Annotated in this window: 18 protein-coding genes; 8 read left to right on the forward strand and 10 right to left on the reverse strand. The window is 70.5% G+C overall.

The features are described from left to right. Positions 1–51: 51 nt before the first annotated feature. Both sufB and AB0F13_RS18600 read right to left on the reverse strand, forming a co-directional pair. A complete protein-coding gene (gene sufB / locus AB0F13_RS18595; RefSeq protein ID WP_362082928.1) occupies positions 52–1,473 on the reverse strand; it encodes a Fe-S cluster assembly protein SufB in 1,422 nt (473 codons plus the stop codon). Beyond that, entirely contained in the window at positions 1,470–2,204 is a 735-nt protein-coding gene (locus AB0F13_RS18600; protein ID WP_362082931.1) for an ArsR family transcriptional regulator, read from the reverse strand. Before AB0F13_RS18600 ends, sufB begins: the two co-directional genes overlap by 4 nt. A 167-nt stretch (positions 2,205–2,371) precedes the next feature. Here AB0F13_RS18600 and AB0F13_RS18605 point away from each other — a divergent pair, with 167 nt between their 5' ends. The 3 genes from AB0F13_RS18605 (at position 2,372) to AB0F13_RS18615 (ending at position 5,347) form a co-directional block, all read left to right on the forward strand. Further along, complete coding sequence (locus tag AB0F13_RS18605) at positions 2,372–3,298, forward strand: ABC transporter ATP-binding protein (RefSeq protein ID WP_362082934.1); 927 nt, start codon at positions 2,372–2,374, stop codon at positions 3,296–3,298. A 174-nt stretch (positions 3,299–3,472) separates the two neighbouring features. Continuing rightward, on the forward strand, positions 3,473–4,261 hold the full coding sequence (locus tag AB0F13_RS18610) for an ABC transporter permease (protein WP_362082937.1): 789 nt from the start codon (positions 3,473–3,475) through the stop codon (positions 4,259–4,261). Between the two features lie 87 nt (positions 4,262–4,348). Next, positions 4,349–5,347, forward strand: coding sequence for a COX15/CtaA family protein (locus AB0F13_RS18615; protein WP_362082940.1), 999 nt, complete (start codon positions 4,349–4,351; stop codon positions 5,345–5,347). On the opposite strand, the gene AB0F13_RS18620 is transcribed toward AB0F13_RS18615, so the two are convergent. The 3 genes from AB0F13_RS18620 to AB0F13_RS18630 form a co-directional block, all read right to left on the reverse strand. Further along, positions 5,320–6,366: an amidohydrolase gene (locus AB0F13_RS18620; RefSeq protein ID WP_362083132.1), complete on the reverse strand. Its 1,047-nt coding sequence runs from the start codon at positions 6,364–6,366 to the stop codon at positions 5,320–5,322. The genes AB0F13_RS18615 and AB0F13_RS18620 overlap by 28 nt on opposite strands. Before the next feature lie 88 nt (positions 6,367–6,454). Then, positions 6,455–6,778, reverse strand: a complete 324-nt coding sequence (locus AB0F13_RS18625) for a hypothetical protein (RefSeq protein WP_362082943.1) — start codon at positions 6,776–6,778, stop codon at positions 6,455–6,457. A gap of 92 nt (positions 6,779–6,870) precedes the next feature. Then, the gene (locus AB0F13_RS18630; RefSeq protein WP_362082945.1) at positions 6,871–7,812 is read right to left on the reverse strand and encodes a heme o synthase; all 942 of its coding nucleotides are present in this window, start codon (positions 7,810–7,812) and stop codon (positions 6,871–6,873) included. Positions 7,813–8,232: 420 nt separating this feature from the next. Here AB0F13_RS18630 and tkt point away from each other — a divergent pair, with 420 nt between their 5' ends. Genes tkt through pgl form a run of 5 tightly spaced genes read left to right on the forward strand, consistent with a single transcriptional unit; the run spans position 8,233 to position 14,821 of the window. Further along, entirely contained in the window at positions 8,233–10,314 is a 2,082-nt protein-coding gene (gene tkt / locus AB0F13_RS18635; protein ID WP_362082948.1) for a transketolase, read from the forward strand. Between the two features lie 32 nt (positions 10,315–10,346). Then, positions 10,347–11,462, forward strand: a complete 1,116-nt coding sequence (gene tal / locus AB0F13_RS18640) for a transaldolase (protein ID WP_362082951.1) — start codon at positions 10,347–10,349, stop codon at positions 11,460–11,462. A 1-nt stretch (position 11,463) separates the two neighbouring features. Next, on the forward strand, positions 11,464–12,987 hold the full coding sequence (gene zwf, locus AB0F13_RS18645) for a glucose-6-phosphate dehydrogenase (RefSeq protein WP_362082954.1): 1,524 nt from the start codon (positions 11,464–11,466) through the stop codon (positions 12,985–12,987). Continuing rightward, positions 12,984–14,045, forward strand: coding sequence for a glucose-6-phosphate dehydrogenase assembly protein OpcA (opcA, locus tag AB0F13_RS18650; RefSeq protein ID WP_362082957.1), 1,062 nt, complete (start codon positions 12,984–12,986; stop codon positions 14,043–14,045). The genes zwf and opcA overlap by 4 nt, the downstream gene beginning before the upstream one ends. Beyond that, positions 14,042–14,821, forward strand: coding sequence for a 6-phosphogluconolactonase (gene pgl, locus AB0F13_RS18655; protein ID WP_362082960.1), 780 nt, complete (start codon positions 14,042–14,044; stop codon positions 14,819–14,821). Before opcA ends, pgl begins: the two co-directional genes overlap by 4 nt. Before the next feature lie 183 nt (positions 14,822–15,004). On the opposite strand, the gene pgi is transcribed toward pgl, so the two are convergent. The 5 genes from pgi to AB0F13_RS18680 all read right to left on the reverse strand — a co-directional run bounded on the left by pgi (position 15,005) and on the right by AB0F13_RS18680 (position 19,662). Beyond that, positions 15,005–16,657 carry a glucose-6-phosphate isomerase gene (gene pgi / locus AB0F13_RS18660; RefSeq protein WP_362083135.1) on the reverse strand — a complete coding sequence of 551 codons (1,653 nt, stop codon included), beginning with the start codon at positions 16,655–16,657 and terminating at the stop codon, positions 15,005–15,007. 125 nt (positions 16,658–16,782) lie between these two features. Further along, positions 16,783–17,118, reverse strand: coding sequence for an RNA polymerase-binding protein RbpA (locus AB0F13_RS18665; protein ID WP_003957010.1), 336 nt, complete (start codon positions 17,116–17,118; stop codon positions 16,783–16,785). Positions 17,119–17,303: 185 nt separating this feature from the next. After that, the gene (gene secG, locus AB0F13_RS18670) at positions 17,304–17,540 is read right to left on the reverse strand and encodes a preprotein translocase subunit SecG (RefSeq protein WP_079274375.1); all 237 of its coding nucleotides are present in this window, start codon (positions 17,538–17,540) and stop codon (positions 17,304–17,306) included. Positions 17,541–17,667: 127 nt separating this feature from the next. After that, complete coding sequence (gene tpiA / locus AB0F13_RS18675) at positions 17,668–18,444, reverse strand: triose-phosphate isomerase (protein ID WP_362082964.1); 777 nt, start codon at positions 18,442–18,444, stop codon at positions 17,668–17,670. Positions 18,445–18,450: 6 nt separating this feature from the next. Further along, complete coding sequence (locus tag AB0F13_RS18680; protein WP_362082967.1) at positions 18,451–19,662, reverse strand: phosphoglycerate kinase; 1,212 nt, start codon at positions 19,660–19,662, stop codon at positions 18,451–18,453. Between the last annotated feature and the right edge of the window lie 23 nt (positions 19,663–19,685).

Genomic DNA, 19,685 nt, shown 5'->3' on the forward strand with positions numbered 1-19,685 from the left:
CGCTGCGGTGTCCGGTGCCGGGGGCACCTCCCAGCGGTAGCTGGGGGAGGGTCAGCCGACGGCGCCTTCCATCTGCAGTTCGATCAGCCGGTTGAGCTCCAGCGCGTACTCCATGGGCAGCTCACGGGCGATCGGCTCGACGAAGCCGCGCACGATCATGGCCATGGCCTCGTCCTCGGACAGACCGCGGCTCATCAGGTAGAAGAGCTGGTCGTCGCTGACCTTGGAGACGGTCGCCTCGTGGCCCATGGAGACGTCGTCCTCGCGGACGTCGACGTAGGGGTAGGTGTCCGACCGGGAGATGGTGTCCACCAGCAGGGCGTCACAGAGCACGTTCGACTTGGAGCCGTGGGCGCCCTCGCCGATCTCGATGAGGCCGCGGTAGGAGGTGCGGCCGCCGCCCCGGGCCACCGACTTGGAGACGATGTTGGAGGAGGTGTTCGGCGCCATGTGGACCATCTTGGCGCCGGCGTCCTGGTGCTGGCCCTCGCCGGAGAAGGCGATGGAAAGGGTCTCGCCCTTGGCGTGCTCGCCCATCAGGTAGACGGCCGGGTACTTCATCGTCACCTTGGAGCCGATGTTGCCGTCGACCCACTCCATGGTCGCGCCCTCGTAGGCCACGGCCCGCTTGGTGACCAGGTTGTAGACGTTGTTCGACCAGTTCTGGATCGTCGTGTAGCGGCAGCGGCCGCCCTTCTTGACGATGATCTCCACGACGGCGCTGTGCAGCGAGTCCGAGGAGTAGATCGGCGCGGTGCAGCCCTCGACGTAGTGCACGTAGGCGTTCTCGTCGACGATGATCAGGGTCCGCTCGAACTGGCCCATGTTCTCCGTGTTGATACGGAAGTAGGCCTGCAGCGGGATGTCGACGTGGACGCCCGGCGGGACGTAGATGAAGGAGCCACCGGACCACACGGCGGAGTTCAGCGAGGCGAACTTGTTGTCGCCGACCGGGATCACCGTGCCGAAGTACTCCTGGAAGAGCTCCGGGTGCTCCTTCAGGGCGGTGTCGGTGTCCAGGAAGATGACGCCCTGCTCCTCCAGGTCCTCGCGGATCTGGTGGTAGACGACCTCGGACTCGTACTGCGCGGCGACACCGGCGACCAGGCGCTGCTTCTCCGCCTCGGGGATGCCGAGCTTGTCGTAGGTGTTCTTGATGTCCTCGGGCAGTTCCTCCCAGGAAGCGGCCTGCTTCTCGGTGGAGCGCACGAAGTACTTGATGTTGTCGAAGTCGATGCCGGAGAGGTCGGAGCCCCAGGTCGGCATGGGCTTCTTGGCGAACAGCTTCAGGCCCTTGAGACGGAGCTTCAGCATCCACTCGGGCTCGGACTTCTTGGCCGAGATGTCGCGGACGACCTCCTCGGAGAGGCCGCGCTTGGCCACGGCACCGGCCGCGTCGGAGTCGGCCCAGCCGTATTCGTACGTGCCCAGGCCCTCGAGCTCAGGGTGGGCAGTCTCCGTGGGGAGAGTCATGCGGGGTTCCTCCCGGCCGTGCTGGTGGATGCGGTGGTGGTCTTTTTGGGAATGAACGTCGTGCACACACCGTCACCGTGGGCGATGGTGGCGAGACGCTGCACATGCGTTCCGAGCAGGCGCGAGAAGACCTCGGTCTCCGCCTCGCACAGCTGCGGAAACTGCTCGGCGACATGGGCGACCGGGCAGTGGTGCTGGCAAAGCTGTTCGCCGACCGGCGCGCTACGCGCCGTAGCAGCGTACCCGTCCGCGGTCAATGCCCGGGCGAGGGCCTCCGCGCGGTCCTCGGGGGCGACGGCCTCCAGGGCCTTGCGATACGTCTCGGCCTGTGCGGTCATCCGGGCGCGGGCGAAGGCCGCGACCGCGGCCTCGCCCATCTCGCCGCCGCCGGCGGACTGCGCGATCCAGCGCAGGGCGTCCTCGGCGAGCTGGTCGTAGGCCTGGTCGAAGGCGTCCCGGCCGCAGTCGGTCAGGGCGAAGACCTTCGCGGGGCGACCCCGGGAGCGGGCGCCGTAGACGCGCTTCTCGCGGGGCTCGACCACGCCCTCGGCGGCGAGCGTGTCGAGGTGGCGGCGGACCGCCGCCTGGGTCAGTTCCAGCCGCAGGGCCAGCTCGGCCGCGGTGGACGGACCGTGATCGAGGATGGACCGGGCGACGCGGTTGCGGGTACCGGGCTGCTCGTCGTGGGCAGCGGGCACGCGGAAGCCCTCCCCGGCGGCCGGCTCGGCCACGGGACCCTGTGGAGCTTCGCCCGTGTATTTCACAACACCATTGTTGCGTAATTACCGCAGGCGCGACAAGCGCGTCCGGATCACGTAACGGTGGCTTTGATCACTTAGGGTCACCTAACCCACCCCGGCGGCCCGCGGGCGCCCCCGGGCTTCGTACACTTCCGGGCATGCATGCAGAGCCCGCGGTCGCAGTCCACGGCCTGGTCAAACGGTACGGAGCGAAAGCCGCGGTCAACGGTCTCGACCTGACGGTCGCTGCCGGCGGCGTGACCGCCGTGCTCGGGCCCAACGGGGCCGGCAAGACCACCACCATCGAGACCTGCGAGGGCTACCGCCGCCCCGACGCCGGCACCGTCCGCGTCCTCGGGCTCGACCCCGTCGCCGACTCCGCCGCGCTGCGCCCGCGCGTCGGCGTGATGCTGCAGAGCGGTGGCATCTACGCCGGCGCCCGCGCGGAGGAGATGCTCCGCCACACCGCGTCACTGCACGCGCATCCGCTGGACGTCGATGGGCTGATCGAGCGTCTCGGGCTGGGCGACTGCGGCCGTACGGCCTACCGGCGGCTGTCCGGCGGACAGCAGCAGCGCCTCTCGCTCGCCATGGCCGTCGTCGGCCGCCCCGAGCTGGTCTTCCTCGACGAACCGACCGCGGGCCTGGACCCGCAGGCCCGGCACGCGACCTGGAACCTGGTGCGCGAGCTGCGCACGGACGGCGTGACGGTCGTGCTGACGACGCACTACATGGACGAGGCCGAGCAGCTGGCCGACGACGTCGCCGTCATCGACGGCGGCAAGGTCGTCGCCCAGGGCAGCCCGGAGGAGCTGTGCCGGGGCGGCGCCGAGAACACCCTGCGCTTCCACGGCCGGCCCGGACTGGACCTGGCCTCGCTCCTGAAGGCCCTGCCCGCCGACTCCGCCGCCGTGGAGCCGGCCCCCGGCTCCTACCGCGTCAGCGGCAAGGTCGACCCGCAGCTGCTCGCGACGGTCACGTCGTGGTGTGCGCAGCACGGGGTGATGCCCGACCGGATAACGGTCGAGCGGCACACCCTCGAGGACGTCTTCCTGGAATTGACGGGCAAGGAGCTGCGGGCATGAGCGGGTACACACGCACCGGCCGGGGGCCCGGGGGCTGTCCCCCGGAGAACCGCAGCCTGGAATTGACGGGCAAGGAGCTGCGGGCATGAGCGGGTACACACGCACCGGCCGGGGGCCCGGGGGCTGCCTCCCGGAGAACCGCAGCCTGGAACTGACCGGCAAGGAGCTGTGCGCATGAGCGCGACCGGTACCTTCGCGCCGAAGCCCGGCGCGGCCCCCCTCGGCCGGATGATCCGGGCGCAGGCCGCGCTGGAGACGCGGATGCTGCTGCGCAACGGTGAGCAGCTGCTGCTGACCGTCGTCATCCCCACCCTCCTCTTGGTGCTCTTCAGCGCCGTCGACATCGTCACTGTGCCCACCGGAAAAACGGGCGGCGAGGGGAAGGCCGTCGACTTCCTGACGCCCGGCGTGCTGGCGCTGGCGGTGATGTCGACGGCGTTCACCGGCCAGGCCATCGCCACCGGCTTCGAACGCCGCTACGGCGTGCTCAAGCGGCTCGGCGCCTCCCCGCTGCCGCGCTGGGCGCTGATGACGGCAAAGACCTGCTCCGTGCTGGTCACCGAGGCCCTGCAGATCGTGCTGCTGACCGTGATCGCCTTCGCCCTCGGCTGGTCGCCGCACGGCAACCCCCTGGCCGTGCTCCTGCTGCTGGCGCTCGGCACGGCCGCGTTCTCCGGCCTCGGGCTGCTGATGGCCGGCACGCTCAAGGCGGAGGCGACGCTGGCCGCGGCCAACCTGGTCTTCCTGCTCCTGCTCGTCGGCGGCGGCGTCATCGTGCCCCTGGAGAAGTTCCCGGACGCCGCGCAGTCCGTGCTGGCGCTGCTGCCCATCGCGGCGCTCTCCGACGGCCTGCGCGACGTCCTGCGGGACGGCGCGGGCATGCCGTGGGGCGACCTCGGCATCCTGGCGGCGTGGGCCGTCGCCGGGCTGGGCGCGGCGGCCCGGTTCTTCCGCTGGGAGTAGCCGCCCCGGACCGCGGAACCGCGGGGGACAATCCACCACGCACCCCCCTCGTGAATCCGTGCACAAGCAGGCCCTTACGATGACTGCGTGCCGAACATGCCGAACCCCCTGCAGATGGTCGCCGACCGCTGGCAGCCCTCCGCCCGCTTCGTCCAGCGGGCGGCGCTGGCCTGCGTCGTGATGGCCGTGGTCATCGTCGTGACGGGTGGCGCTGTCCGGCTCACCCAGTCCGGGCTCGGCTGCCCCACGTGGCCGACCTGCACCGAGGACAGCCTGACGCCGACGCCCGCGATGGGCGTCAACGGCGTCATCGAGTTCACCAACCGCATGCTGACGTACGTGCTGTGCGCGGTCGTCGGCCTGACGATCATCGCGGCACGCGCGCGTGCCCCGCGCCGCCGCAGCCTCACCCGGCTCGGCTGGGCGCAGTTCTGGGTCGTCATGGGCAACGCCGTGGTCGGCGGCGTCACGGTGCTGACGGGCCTGAACCCGTACATCGTCAGCTCGCACTTCCTGCTGTCCACGGCGCTTCTGACGGTCGCCGTGGTGATGTGGCGGCGCACCCTGGAGGGCGACGACGAGCCCCGTGACCTGGTGGCCGGCCCGGTCCGCCAGCTGTCCTGGGTGCTGGTGGCGGCGAGCGCCCTGCTGATCGTGATCGGCACCGTGGTCACCGGTTCGGGCCGGCACGCGGGCGACGCGTCGAAGGACGTCCGCCGCATCCCGCTGGACTGGCACGAGATCACGCAGTTGCACGTGGACTTCGTCTACATCGTCGTCGGCCTCACCGTGGCCCTGTGGTTCGTGCTGCGCGCGGTGAAGGCCCCCGCGGCGGCCCGCCGTACGGTGGCCGAGCTGTTCGCCGTCCTGATGCTCCAGGGCGTCATCGGGTACGTGCAGTACTTCAACGACTCGCCCGAGTTCGTCGTCGGCACCCACATGTTCGGCTCCTGCCTGGTGTGGATCGCCGTCCTGCGGGTCTTCCTGTCGCTGCGCGAGCGGGGCGAGGCGGCGGCGCTGCCCGCGCCCGCCGCCGGGCACGAGGCACTCGCCGCGGATCAGCCCGCGACCGCGTCCAGCCGGTAGACCCTGCGGGCGGTACCGGCGGCCACCAGCGAGGCGATCCGCCCCGCGTCGGCCGCCCGGCACCAGCCGTCGGTGACCCAGTGCCCCATCAGCCGCTCCATGGCCCGTACGAACAGCCGGGCGGCCACCACGTACAGCTCGGCCGGCCCCCGGGCGCCCGTGGAGAACAGCAGCTTGCCGAACGGCGCCTCGCGCAGGGTCTCCTCGGGCCGGGCGCCGACGTCCGCGTAGACGTGCGGGAAGGCGGCGGCCAGCTGGGCCGCCTGCCGCCGGTTCCAGGGGGCCGGCAGCAGCACCAGGTCCGCGCCCCGGCTCGCGGTGGCCCGCAGGAAGCCGGTCAACCGCTGGGGATCGGGGCAGTGCAGCTGCACGGGCAGGCCCGTGGCGACCGCGCTCCACAGGAGATGCCGCACGAGGACGGGGTCGGCCGGCGGCTCGCCCGTGGGGCGGGTGCGCAGCCAGCGCCCGGCGGCCTCACGCACCTCGGCGGCCCCGGGCGGGCTGTCGTCGCAGAAGGTGACGCCGGAGGCGAAGGCCGTGGCGCTGCGGGCGGCCGCGTAGAGCGCTTCGGCCGTGCAGGCGAGGAAGGCGTCCGCGCCGCCGCAGGTGTCCGCGATGCGTGCGGCCAGCGGTTCGAGGCGTACGACCTCGTGGGCGCGGCCGTCGGCGGCGCGGGCGAGCTCGGCGGGCGAGGTGAGGCCGCCGGGCACCCCCGCCTCCAGCAGGAACGTGCCGATGCCGGCGCCGCGCAGCAGCAGGTGCCCCGCGCGGTAGGCGCCCAGCTCGCGGCGCCTGGCCAGGTAGCGGACGGGCGCGCAGTGCGGTTCCAGGCCCAGCAGGGGCGGGCACCAGCGGCGTACGGCGAGGCCCGCGCGGCTGTCGAAGAAGGTCGTGCCGGGCGGCGCGGGCCCGGTGGCCCCGGCGGCCTCGGCGAGGTGCGTCTCGAACTCGCCCAGCCCCAGGTCGCCGTGCACGGCTCCGTGGCTGTACTGGTCGACGAGCGGCGGTATGCCGTCCATCCGGCCGTCCATGCGCCCCTCCCTCGCCGGTCCCCACCGCGCGGCGCCGTGGCGCCGCTCCCGGTGGTTCTAACGGGCGAAAGGGCCGTCAGTTATCGGCGGGTCCGTTGGAGGGTCCGTCGATCTGCATGCCGGCCATGCGGGACCACTCGTAGGGGCCTGTGCGGACCTTGGCGGCGAACTCGCCGTCGAAGTCGTCGTGGAGGGTGATCCCGGCCAGCTCGGCGGCCTGCTGTGCCGTCTCGTACGAGCCGGCGACGAGGTTGCCCCACTCGCCGTTGGCGCCGACGAGGGCGATGCGGGTGCTGCCGCGGCCGATGTGCGCGAGCTGGCCCTCGGCGGCGCCGCCGTGGCTCCGGGCGAAGGCGGTGATCTGCTTGGCCAGTTTCGCTGCCTGCTTGTTGTCTCCCATGGCCAGGATACTACCGACGGGTAGCCCAAACGGCGATGGGCGGTGCAGGTGGCCTTGGCCACCTGCACCGCCCATCGGCGAAGTCGAAGGGATCAGCGCAGGAACGGGTCGATGGCGACGGCCGTGAACAGCAGCGACACGTAGGTGATCGACCAGTGGAACAGGCGCATCTCCTTGAGCTTGGCGCCCGTGACGCCGGCCTTGGCGCGCGCCTGCAGGGCGTGTGCCTCCTTCAGCCACAGGTAGCCGCAGGCGACGGCGACGAGCGTGTAGAACCAGCCGGTGTAGCCCAGCGGCTGCAGCAGCAGCGAGACGGCGACCATCACCCAGCTGTAGAGGACGATCTGCTTGGCCACGGCCTTGTTGCCCGCGACGACCGGCAGCATCGGCACGCCCACGCGCTCGTAGTCGTCCTTCACCTTCATCGACAGCGGCCAGTAGTGCGGCGGCGTCCAGAAGAAGATGACGAGGAAGAGGATCAGGGAGGCCCAGGAGACCTCGTTCTTCACCGCGGACCAGCCGATGATGACCGGCATGCAGCCGGCGATGCCGCCCCAGACGATGTTCTGCGCGGTACGCCGCTTGAGGATCATCGTGTAGACGACGACGTAGAACAGCGAGGCGCCCAGCGACAGCACCGCGGACAGGGGGTTGACCAGGGTCCAGAACCACACGGTCGACCCGATGGTCAGCACGGTGGCGAAGGCCAGGCACTCACGGGGGGAGACCATTCCCGTGACGAGCGGACGCTGGGACGTACGGTCCATCATCGCGTCGATGTCGCGGTCGATGTACATGTTGTAGGCACCCGCGCCACCGGCGGAGAGGTAACCGCCGACGCAGGTGGCCAGCACCAGCCAGAGGTTCGGGACGCCCTCGGCCGCCAGGAACATCACCGGCACCGTCGTCATCAGCAGCAGCTCGATGACGCGCGGCTTCGTCAGCGCCACGAACGCCTTGGCACGGGCCCCGAACGGCCGGTGACCGGGGTTCTCAACGAGGACCCCCGCAGGACGGGATTCGACGGCCGTCACGTACACCCCTGACAGAGATAAGGCCAGCAAGCGCGTCCGGTCGAGAATCCCGGGTAGATGCTTGCGCGTACCACGCCACTCTAGACGCAGGGGAGAGCGCGGCCTTCGCCGGGGTGGGGTCGTGTTGGGGCCCCGGCGCCGCCGGGACGCGCCGGGCCGAATCCGGCAGAACGGTCGCGTTCGGGAGGCGGGCGGACGCCATGCCCGGCAGGCTGGAGTCACGGCCGTCAATGCCATGAAAGGAATCTTCTATATCCGGATGATGTCGCGCGGGTCGCCCTCTCAAATGAGTGGTGGGCAGCCCGACTGTGAGTCGAAAAGATGCGCGTCCCAGCGGGGGTAGGCTCGACGACGCCGCGTCGTGGCGGGCAATACCGCCCCCGGCAGATTGAACATGTGGAGAGGAGCCCTGATCCGAGGGTGAGCACCAAGCCGACCACCACAGACCTCGAATGGACCGAACTGGACCAGCGGGCCGTCGATACCGCCCGCGTCCTGGCCATGGACTCCGTACAGAAGGTCGGCAACGGCCATCCGGGCACGGCCATGAGCCTGGCGCCCGCCGCCTACCTGCTGTTCCAGAAGCTGATGCGGCACGACCCCAGTGACGCCGACTGGACCGGCCGCGACCGGTTCGTCCTCTCCCCCGGTCACACCAGCCTGACCCTCTACGTCCAGCTCTTCATGGCCGGCTACGGCCTGGAGCTCGCGGACCTCAAGGCCTTCCGCACCTGGGACAGCAAGACCCCCGGTCACCCGGAGCACGGTCACACCCGCGGTGTGGAGACCACCACCGGCCCGCTGGGCCAGGGCATCGCCAACGCCGTGGGCATGGCGATGGCCGCCCGCTACGAGCGCGGCCTGTTCGACCCGGAGGCCCCGAAGGGCGAGTCGCCCTTCGACCACCACATCTGGGCGATCGTCTCCGACGGCGACCTGGAGGAGGGCATCTCCTCCGAGGCGTCCTCGCTGGCGGGCCACCAGAAGCTCGGCAACCTCATCGCGCTCTACGACGACAACCACATCTCGATCGAGGGCGACACCGAGACCGCCTTCTCGGAGGATGTCCTGGGGCGTTACGAGGCCTACGGCTGGCACGTCCAGCGCATCGAGCAGGCCGCCAACGGCGACTTCGACGTCCGGGCGCTGCACGCGGCGTACCGGGCCGCTCAGGCCGAGACCGAGCGCCCCTCGATCATCGCGGCCCGCACGATCATCGCCTGGCCCGCCCCGAACGCCCAGAACACCGAGGCCTCGCACGGCTCGGCGCTCGGCGACGCCGAGGTCGCGGCGACCAAGAAGGTGCTGGGCTTCGACCCCGAGCAGACCTTCCAGGTCGAGGACGAGGTCTTCGCGCACGTCCGCCAGGTCGTCGACCGCGGCCGTGAGGCGCACGCCTCCTGGGACAAGCGCCTGCAGGAGTGGCGTCAGGCCAACCCCGAGCGCGCCGCCGACTTCGACCGCATCAACGCGGGCGAGCTGCCCGACGGCTGGGAGAAGGCCGTCCCGGTCTTCCCCGCCGGCAAGGACGTCGCGACCCGCAAGGCGTCCGGTGAGGTCCTCAAGGCGCTGGGCGGCGTGATCCCCGAGCTGTGGGGCGGCTCCGCCGACCTCGCCGGCTCGAACAACACCACCATCGACGCGTCGTCGTCCTTCCTCCCCGAGGGCAACCCCCTCCCGGAGGCGAGCCCGTACGGCCGTACGATCCACTTCGGCATCCGCGAGCACGCCATGGGTTCGACCATGAACGGCATCGCGCTGCACGGCAACACCCGCGTCTACGGCGGCACCTTCCTGGTGTTCTCCGACTACATGCGCCCGGCCGTGCGCCTGGCCGCGCTGATGAAGCTGCCGGTCACCTACGTGTGGACGCACGACTCCATCGGCCTCGGCGAGGACGGCCCGACCCACCAGCCGGTCGAGCACATGGCCGCACTGCGCGCGATCCCGGGCCTGAACATGGTCCGCCCGGCCGACGCCAACGAGACGGCGATCGCCTGGCGCGAGATCACCAAGCGTCACACCACCAACCCGGCGCCGCACGGTCTGGCCCTCACCCGCCAGAACGTCCCGACGTACGAGGCCAACGAGGGCGTCGCCAAGGGCGGCTACGTCCTGTTCGAGGCCGAGGGCGGCCGCCCGCAGGTGATCCTCATCGCCACGGGTTCCGAGGTTCAGCTGGCCGTCGAAGCCCGCGCCGCGCTGCAGTCCGAGGGCATCCCGACCCGTGTGGTCTCGATGCCGTCCGTCGAGTGGTTCGAGGAGCAGGACCAGGCCTACCGCGACGGCGTGCTGCTGCCGGACGTCAAGGCCCGCGTGGCCGTCGAGGCGGGCATCGGCCTGACCTGGCACCGCTACGTCGGCGAGGCCGGCCGCATCGTCTCGCTCGAGCACTTCGGCGCCTCCGCCGACTACAAGGTGCTCTACCGCGAGTTCGGCCTGACCTCCGAGGCGGTCGTCGAGGCCGCCCGCGAGTCGATCGCCGACGTCAACCGCCGCTGACGCCCGTACACCATCAAGTAGGAGCCGAACCCATGACAGACGCACTCAAGCGCCTCTCCGACGAAGGCGTCGCGATCTGGCTGGACGACCTGTCCCGCAAGCGCATCACCTCCGGCAACCTCGCCGAGCTCATCGACCAGAGCCACGTCGTGGGCGTCACGACCAACCCGTCGATCTTCCAGAAGGCCATCTCCAGCGGTGACGGCTACGAGCAGCAGCTCGCCGACCTCGCCGTGCGCAAGGTGACCGTGGAAGAGGCCATCCGCATGATCACGACGGCGGACGTCCGCGACGCCGCCGACATCCTGCGCCCGGTCTTCGAGGCGACCGACGGCCAGGACGGCCGGGTCTCCATCGAGGTCGACCCCCGTCTGGCGCACGACACCCACGCCACGGTCGCCGAGGCCAAGCAGCTGGCCTGGCTGGTGGACCGCCCCAACACCCTCATCAAGATCCCGGCGACCGAGGCGGGCCTGCCCGCGATCGCCGAGACCATCGGCCGGGGCATCAGCGTCAACGTCACGCTGATCTTCTCGCTCGAGCGCTACCGCAAGGTGATGGACGCCTACCTGACCGGTCTGGAGAAGGCCAGGACCGCGGGCCTGGACCTCTCGCTGATCCACTCGGTCGCGTCCTTCTTCGTCTCGCGCGTGGACAGCGAGATCGACAAGCGCCTGGACGCGCTGGGCACGGACGAGGCCAAGGAGCTGCGCGGCAAGGCCGCCCTGGCCAACGCCCGCCTGGCCTACCAGGCCTACGAGGAGGTCTTCTCCTCGGACCGCTGGGCCGCCCTGGAGAAGGCAGGCGCCAACAAGCAGCGTCCGCTGTGGGCCTCGACCGGCGTCAAGGACCCGGCCTACAAGGACACCCTGTACGTGGACGACCTGGTCGCCCCCAACACGGTGAACACCATGCCGGAGGCCACCCTGGAGGCCACCGCCGACCACGGGCAGATCACCGGTGACACCGTGCGCGGCACGTACGAGCAGGCCAAGGCCGAGCTCGACGCGATCGCGAAGCTCGGGATCTCCTACGACGACGTCGTGCAGCTCCTGGAGGACGAGGGTGTCGACAAGTTCGAGCAGTCGTGGAACGACCTTCTGAAGTCCACTGAGGCGGAGCTCAAGCGCCTCGCCCCGGAGGCGTGAATTGAGCAGCAGCAATCCGCTGCGTGACGCATCGGACCGACGGCTCCCGCGTATCGCGGGGCCGTCGGGCCTGGTCATCTTTGGCGTCACGGGCGATTTGTCCCGTAAAAAGCTGATGCCCGCCGTCTATGACCTGGCCAACCGCGGCCTGCTGCCGCCGGGCTTCTCCCTGATCGGCTTCGCGCGCCGCTCCTGGGCGGACGAGGACTTCGCCCACGAGGTCTACAACGCCGTCAAGCAGCACGCGCGCACCCCCTTCCGTGAGGAGGTATGGCAGCAGCTGGTGCAGGGCTGCCGCTTCATCGAGGGCGACTTCGACGACGACGCGGCCTTCGAGAGGCTCAAGGACACCATCGAGGAGCTCGACAAGGCGCAGGGCACGGGCGGCAACTTCGCCTTCTACCTGTCCGTGCCGCCGAAGTTCTTCCCCACGGTCGTCCAGCAGCTCAAGAAGCACGGCCTGGCCGAGCAGAAGGCGGGCTCCTGGCGGCGTGCGGTCATCGAGAAGCCCTTCGGCCACGACCTGGCCAGCGCCCAGGAGCTCAACCGGATCGTCCACGAGGTCTTCCCGGCGGAAGAGGTCTTCCGGATCGACCACTACCTGGGCAAGGAGACGGTCCAGAACATCCTGGCGCTGCGGTTCGCCAACACCCTCTTCGAGCCGATCTGGAACCGGTCCTTCGTCGACCACGTGCAGATCACCATGGCCGAGGACATCGGCATCGGCGGCCGCGCCGGCTACTACGACGGCATCGGCGCCGCCCGCGACGTCATCCAGAACCACCTGCTGCAGCTGCTGGCGCTGACCGCCATGGAGGAGCCCGCCTCCTTCGACGCCAACGCGCTGGTCGCGGAGAAGACCAAGGTGCTGGGCGCCGTGCGGCTGCCCAAGGACCTCGGCAAGGAGACCGTGCGCGGCCAGTACGCGAACGGCTGGCAGGGCGGCGAACAGGTCGTCGGCTACCTCGAAGAGGACGGCATCGACCCCAAGTCGAAGACCGACACCTACGCGGCGGTCAAGCTGGAGATCGACAACCGCCGCTGGGCGGGCGTCCCCTTCTACCTGCGCACCGGCAAGCGGCTGGGCCGCCGCGTCACCGAGATCGCGGTCGTCTTCCAGCGCGCCCCGCACTCGCCCTTCGACCACACCGCCACCGAGGAGCTGGGGCAGAACGCCCTGGTCATCCGGGTGCAGCCGGACGAGGGCGTCACCATGCGGTTCGGCTCGAAGGTGCCGGGCACCTCGATGGAGGTCCGGGACGTCTCGATGGACTTCGCGTACGGCGAGTCCTTCACCGAGTCCAGCCCGGAGGCGTACGAGCGGCTCATCCTCGATGTGCTGCTCGGTGACGCCAACCTCTTCCCGCGCCTGAGGGAGGTCGAGCTGTCCTGGCAGATCCTCGACCCCATCGAGGAGTACTGGGACAAGCACGGCAAGCCCGCGCAGTACCCGGCCGGCACCTGGGGGCCGGTCGAGGCGGACGAGATGCTCGCACGAGATGGACGGAGCTGGCGTCGGCCATGAAAATCGATCTTACGGACACCACGGCCAGCAAGATCAACAATGCCCTGGTCCAGGGCCGCCGCGCCATCGGCACCCCGGCCATCGGCATGGTCCTCACACTGGTCATCGTCACCGACGAGGAGCACGCGTACGACGCGCTCAAGGCGGCCAACGAGGCCTCCCGCGAGCACCCCTCGCGCAAGCTCGTCGTCATCAAGCGGGTCAGCCGCTCGCCGCGCGACCGCGCCCAGGCCCGGCTCGACGCCGAGGTCCGGGTGGGCACCTCGGCCGGCACCGGTGAGACGGTGGTGCTGCGGCTGTACGGCGAGGTCATAGACCACGCCCAGTCGGTGGTGCTGCCCCTGCTGCTGCCGGACGCCCCCGTGGTCGTGTGGTGGCCGGTGGCCTCCCCGATCGACCCGGAGAAGGACCCCCTGGGCGCGCTCGCCCAGCGCCGGGTCACCGACACCTACGCCGCCGAGGACCCGGTCACGGAGCTCGCGGCCCGCGCCGCCAGCTACTCGCCCGGCGACACCGACCTGGCCTGGGCCCGGATCACGCCGTGGCGCTCGATGCTCGCGGCCGCCCTGGACCAGCAGCCGGACATCGAGGTCACCTCGGCCGAGGTCGAGTGCGAGCCCTACAACCCCAGCGGCGAGCTGCTGGCCATGTGGCTCGCCGACCGCCTCGGGGTGACCGCCCGGCGGACCGTCTCCGAGGGGCCGGGCCTGACGGCCGTCCGCCTGGAGACCAGGTCCGGCGTCATCACCCTGGACCGCGCGGACGGCTCCCTGGCCACGCTTTCCATGCGCGGCCAGCCGGACCGCGCCGTGGCGCTCAAGCGGCGGGACACCGCGGAGCTCCTCGCGGAGGAGCTGCGCCGGCTCGACCCGGACCTCATCTACGAGTCCGCGCTGAAGTACGGCGTGGAGCGGCTCGGCGAGCCGGGGCCGGCCACCCCGCCCGCTGCCGCCGCGGGCTCGGCGCAGTCCGCGGACGCCGCAAAGTCACCGGAGGCCGCCGAGGCCGGGTCCGCCCCGGCGAAGAAGGCCTCCGGCAAGAAGACGGCGGCCAAGTGAGCACGCCCCAGATCGTCGTCCACCGGGACAAGGAGCTGATGGCCCAGGCCGCGGCGGCCCGGCTGATCACGAAGATCGTGGACGCCCAGGCCGCCCGCGGCTCGGCCTCCGTCGTCCTCACCGGCGGGCGCAACGGCAACGGGCTGCTCGCGGCCCTCGCCGCGGCGCCCGCCCGGGACGCCGTGGACTGGTCCCGGCTGGACCTGTGGTGGGGCGACGAGCGGTTCCTGCCGGACGGCGACCCCGAGCGCAACGCCACGCAGGCGCGCGAGGCGCTGCTCGACGCGGTGGACCTCGACCCGGCGCGGGTGCACTTCATGCCCTCGGCGGACGGCAAGTACGAGGACGCGGACGCGGCGGCCGAGGCCTACGCGGCCGAACTCGAGGCCGCCGCACGGCCCGAGGACCACGGGCCCGTGCCCTCCTTCGACGTCCTCCTGCTGGGCGTCGGCCCGGACACGCACGTCGCCTCGCTCTTCCCCGAGATGCCGGGCGTCCGGGAGACCGAACGCACGGTCGTCGCGGTCCACGGTGCGCCGAAGCCACCGCCGACGAGAGTGTCGCTGACCCTCCCGGCGATCCGCGCGGCGCGCGAGGTCTGGCTGCTGGCCGCGGGCGGGGACAAGGCCAATGCGGTCGCCATGGCCCTGTCCGGTGCGGGCGAGATCCAGGCCCCGGCGGCGGGCGCGTACGGCCGCAGCCGCACGCTGTGGCTGCTGGACGCGGCGGCTGCCGCGCAGTTGCCGCGGGACTTGTACCCCCCGGCATCGCCGTAACCGGGGCTCCGCCCCGGACCCCGGTCCTCAAGCGCCGGACGGGCTGATTTCTTGCCGGAACCGGCGGAAATCCAGCCCGTCCGGCGCTTGAGGACACCGCGCGCAGCGCGGTCCGTGGTCTGGGGCGCGGCCCCAGCTCCGGAAGGGGGCGGGCAGGAGAAAGATCACCCGCCCCCGGCGCGGCTAGCGGCCCCGCAGCTCCCGGTAGCGCGACACCAGGGCGGCCGTCGACCCGTCGAGCCCCGGCACGTCCGTGCCCTCCGTCAGCGCAGGCTCCACCCGCTTCGCGAGGACCTTGCCGAGCTCGACGCCCCACTGGTCGAAGGAGTCGATGTTCCAGATCGCGCCCTGGACGAAGACCTTGTGTTCGTACAGCGCGATGAGCTGACCGAGCACGGACGGGCTGAGCTCGCTCGCGAGGATCGTCGTCGTCGGGTGGTTCCCGCGGAACGTCTTGTGCGGGACGAGCGCGGCCGGTACGCCCTCCGCCGCGACCTCCTCGGGGGTCTTGCCGAAGGCGAGCGCCTGTCCCTGGGCGAAGAGGTTCGCCATCAACAGGTCGTGCTGGGCCACCAGCCCCGGCAGCAGGTCGTCCACCGGCTTGGCGAAGCCGAGCAGATCCGCGGGGATCAGCTTGGTGCCCTGGTGGATCAACTGGTAGTAGGCGTGCTGCCCGTTGGTGCCGGGGGTGCCCCACACGACCGGGCCGGTCTCCCAGTTGACGGGCTGTCCGTCACGGTCGACAGACTTGCCGCTGGACTCCATGTCCAGCTGCTGCAGGTAGGCGGGGAACTTCGACAGGTAGTGGCTGTAGGGCAGCACCGCGTGCGACTGCGCGCCGTGGAAGTTGCCGTACCAGATGCCCAGCAGGCCCAGCAGCAGCGGGGCGTTCTCCTCCGCGGGGGCGGTGCGGAAGTGCTCGTCGACGAGGTGGAAGCCGGCCAGCATCTCGCGGAAGCGGTCCGGGCCGATGGCGAGCATGAGGGAGAGCCCGACGGCCGAGTCGAAGGAGTAGCGGCCACCGACCCAGTCCCAGAACTCGAACATGTTGGCGGTGTCGATGCCGAAGTCGGAGACCTTCTCCGCGTTGGTGGACAGCGCCACGAAGTGCTTGGCCACCGCGTCCTCGCCGGCGCGCAGCCCGGTGAGGAGCCAGTTGCGCGCCGAGGTGGCGTTGGTGATGGTCTCGATCGTGGTGAAGGTCTTCGAGGCGACGATGAACAGCGTCTCCTCGGCGTCCAGGTCGCGCAGCGCCTCGTGCAGGTCCGCGCCGTCCACATTGGAGACGAAACGGAACGTCAGGTCGCGGGCGGTGTAGGCGCGCAGCGCCTCGTACGCCATCGCCGGACCGAGGTCGGATCCGCCGATACCGATGTTGACGACGTTCTTGATGCGCTTACCGGTGTGTCCCTTCCAGTCACCCGAACGGACCCGGTCGCAGAAGACCTGCATCTTCATCAGAACGGCGTGCACCGCGGGGACGATGTTCTCCCCGTCGACCTCGATCACGGCCGATTCCGGGGCGCGCAGGGCGGTGTGCAGCACCGCACGGCCCTCGGTGGTGTTGATCTTCTCGCCCCGGAACATCGCGTCCCGCAGCTCGCTGACGCCGGCCGACCCGGCCAGCTCGCGCAGCAGGCGCAGCGTCTCGTCGGTGATGAGGTGCTTCGAGTAGTCCAGGTGCAGATCGCCCACCGTCAGCGCGTACTTCCCGGCCCGGTGCGGATCGCGTGCGAACAGCTCTCGCAGGTGCACCTCCCCCAGTTCCTCGCGGTGCTTGGCCAGCGCGTTCCACTCGGGAGTCCGGTCGAGCCGGGTGCGGCCTTCTGCGTTCATCTCGGACATCAGCCCACTTCTTCTCGTTAGCTGCCTCGCACACCCAACCTAAATGATCGAAGCGGCCCGGCCGTACACCTGGTGGGGTGTACGACCGGGCCGCTTCGTCATTCGCTTGTCGCTGCTCAGATCTCTCCGCGGAGCTTGGCGAGCGCCTCGGCGAGGATCGCCTCGCCATCGGCGTCGCTGCGCCGCTCACGGACGTAGGCGAGGTGCGTCTTGTACGGCTCGGTGCGGGGCGGGTCCGGCGGGTTGTCCCGGTCCTGACCGGCCGGGAAGCCGCAACGCGGGCAGTCCCAGGTGTCGGGCACCTGTGCGTCGCTGGCGAAGCTCGGCTGCGTCTCGTGCCCGTTGGAGCACCAGAAGGAGATGCGGAGGCGCGGTGCTGACTCGCCCCGCTCGGCCTCCCCCATCGGCCCCGCTCCGACCCGGCTTCCTCGGATCGCGTTGCCACTTGCCACGGTCGTAACTCCCTGCGTGATGGTGCTGCACTGTGCCGGAATGAGCGGGTGCACCGCGGGGCGGACAGTCGTCTGCGCTGCGGGCGTCCCAGTCTACGTAAGGCCCAACGCGCGTCCAGTGGCAGGAGTTACAGCCCGCCCATAAGAACGCGAGCCCCATCATAGGCCGCTGATACGACAGTACGTCAGCTGTCGAGCTTCATCAGCAGGCCGAGGGCGACAATGCAGGCGAACCAGAGAAGACCGACCACGATGGTGATCCGGTCGAGGTTGCGCTCGGCGACCGAGGAGCCGCCTACGGAGGACTGCATGCCGCCGCCGAACATGTCGGACAGGCCGCCACCCTTCCCCTTGTGCATGAGCACCAGCATCATCATCAGCAGGCTGAAGACGATGAGGGCGATCGAGAACCCGATGACCACGGCTGGACCAACTCTCTCGGACTGACTCGGATGGAGAACACTGCGGGGCCGGGGGCGGCGTGCACGCCGATCCCGGCCCCGACAGGGTACGACGGGGAGTACCCGTCGTCATAGCTGCTGCTGATCGCTACTGGTCGCGGAAGCGAACGATCTTCACGAACTCCTCGGCGTCCAGCGCGGCGCCGCCGACCAGGGCACCGTCCACGTCGGGCTGCGCCATGATCGCCGCGATGTTGCCGGACTTCACCGAGCCGCCGTACTGGATGCGGATCTTGTCGGCGAGCTCCTGGCTGTAGAGCTCGGCCAGGCGGGTGCGGATGGCTCCGCAGACCTCCTGGGCGTCCTCGGGGGTGGCGACCTCGCCCGTGCCGATGGCCCACACGGGCTCGTAGGCGATGACGACGGTCCCGGCCTGCTCGGCCGGGACGTCCTTCAGGGCGCCGTCGATCTGCGCGAGGGTGTGCGGAACCTGCCGGCCGGCCTTGCGGACGTCCAGGCCCTCGCCCACGCAGAGGATGGGGGTGATGCCGTGGCGGAAGGCGGCCTTCACCTTGGCGTTGCAGACCTCGTCGCTCTCGCCGTGGTACTGGCGGCGCTCGGAGTGGCCGACCGCCACGTAGGCGCACTTGAGCTTGGCGAGCATCGCACCGGAGATCTCACCGGTGTAGGCGCCGGAGTCGTACGCCGAGATGTCCTGGGCGCCGTACTTGATCTTCAGCTTGTCGCCGTCGACCAGGGTCTGCACCGAGCGCAGGTCGGTGAAGGGCGGCAGGACGGCGACCTCGGTGGCGTCGTAGTCCTTGTCCGCGAGGGCGAAGGCGAGCTTCTGGACGTGCGCGATGGCCTCGAGGTGGTTGAGGTTCATCTTCCAGTTGCCCGCCATCAGCGGGGTACGTGCACTCACAGCGGTTCAGTCCTCCAGTGCGGCGAGGCCGGGGAGCGTCTTGCCCTCGAGGTATTCGAGGCTGGCGCCGCCACCGGTCGAGATGTGGCCGAATGCATTCTCGTCGAAGCCCAGGATGCGCACGGCCGCGGCCGAGTCGCCACCGCCCACGACGGTGAAGCCGTCGCAGTCGAGCAGGGCCTGGGCGACGGCCTTGGTGCCGCCCGCGTAGTCGGGGTGCTCGAAGACGCCCATCGGGCCGTTCCAGAAGACCGTGCCCGCGTCGGCGAGCTTCGAGGCGTAGAGCTCGCGGGTCTTCGGGCCGATGTCCAGGCCCTCCTTGTCCGCCGGGATGGCGTCCGAGGCGACCAGCTCCGGGTTGGCCGGGGCCTTGGTCTTCAGGTCCGGGAAGTCGGCCGAGACCAGGACGTCGACGGGGAGCACGAACTCCACGCCGCGCTTCTCGGCACGCGCCAGGTACTCCAGGCAGACCGGGATCTGGTCCTCCTGCAGCAGCGAGACGCCGACCTCGTGGCCCTTGGCCTTGAGGAAGGTGTACGACATGCCGCCGCCGATGAGGATGCGGTCGGCCTTCTCCAGCAGGTTGTCGATGACACCCAGCTTGTCGGAGACCTTGGCACCGCCCAGCACCACGACGTAGGGGCGCCGCACCTCGTCGGTGAGCTTCTTCAGGACGCCGACCTCGGTGGCGATCAGGTCGCCGGCGGCGTGCGGGAGGCGCGCCGGGAGGTCGAAGACCGAGGCGTGCTTGCGGTGCACCGCACCGAAGCCGTCGCCCACGTACAGGTCGGCCAGGGCCGCCAGCTCGTCGGCGAAGGCACCGCGCTCGGCGTCGTCCTTGCTCGTCTCGCCCGCGTTGAAGCGGAGGTTCTCCAGCAGCGTGACCTCGCCGTTCGCCAGTGCGGCGACGGTGGCCTTCGCGCTGTCGCCCACCGTGTCGGTGGCGAACGAGACGCTCTTGCCCAGGATCTCGCCGAGCCGCGTCGCGGCCGGGGCGAGGGAGTACTGGGGGTCCGGGGCGCCCTTGGGACGGCCCAGGTGGGAGGCGACGATCACCTTGGCGCCCGCCTCGGCGAGCTTCGCGATCGTCGGCGCGACGGCACGGATCCGGCCGTCGTCGGTGATGGTGGTGCCCTCCAGGGGCACGTTCAGGTCGGCGCGGACGAAGACCCGCTTGCCCTCGACGCCGTCCTGGATGAGTTCGTCGATCGTCTTCATGCAGTGACTCCGGTTGGGGGCAC

Origin of the sequence: Streptomyces sp. NPDC026206 (assembly GCF_040638465.1) — a bacterium.
In the GTDB taxonomy this organism is placed as follows: domain Bacteria; phylum Actinomycetota; class Actinomycetes; order Streptomycetales; family Streptomycetaceae; genus Streptomyces.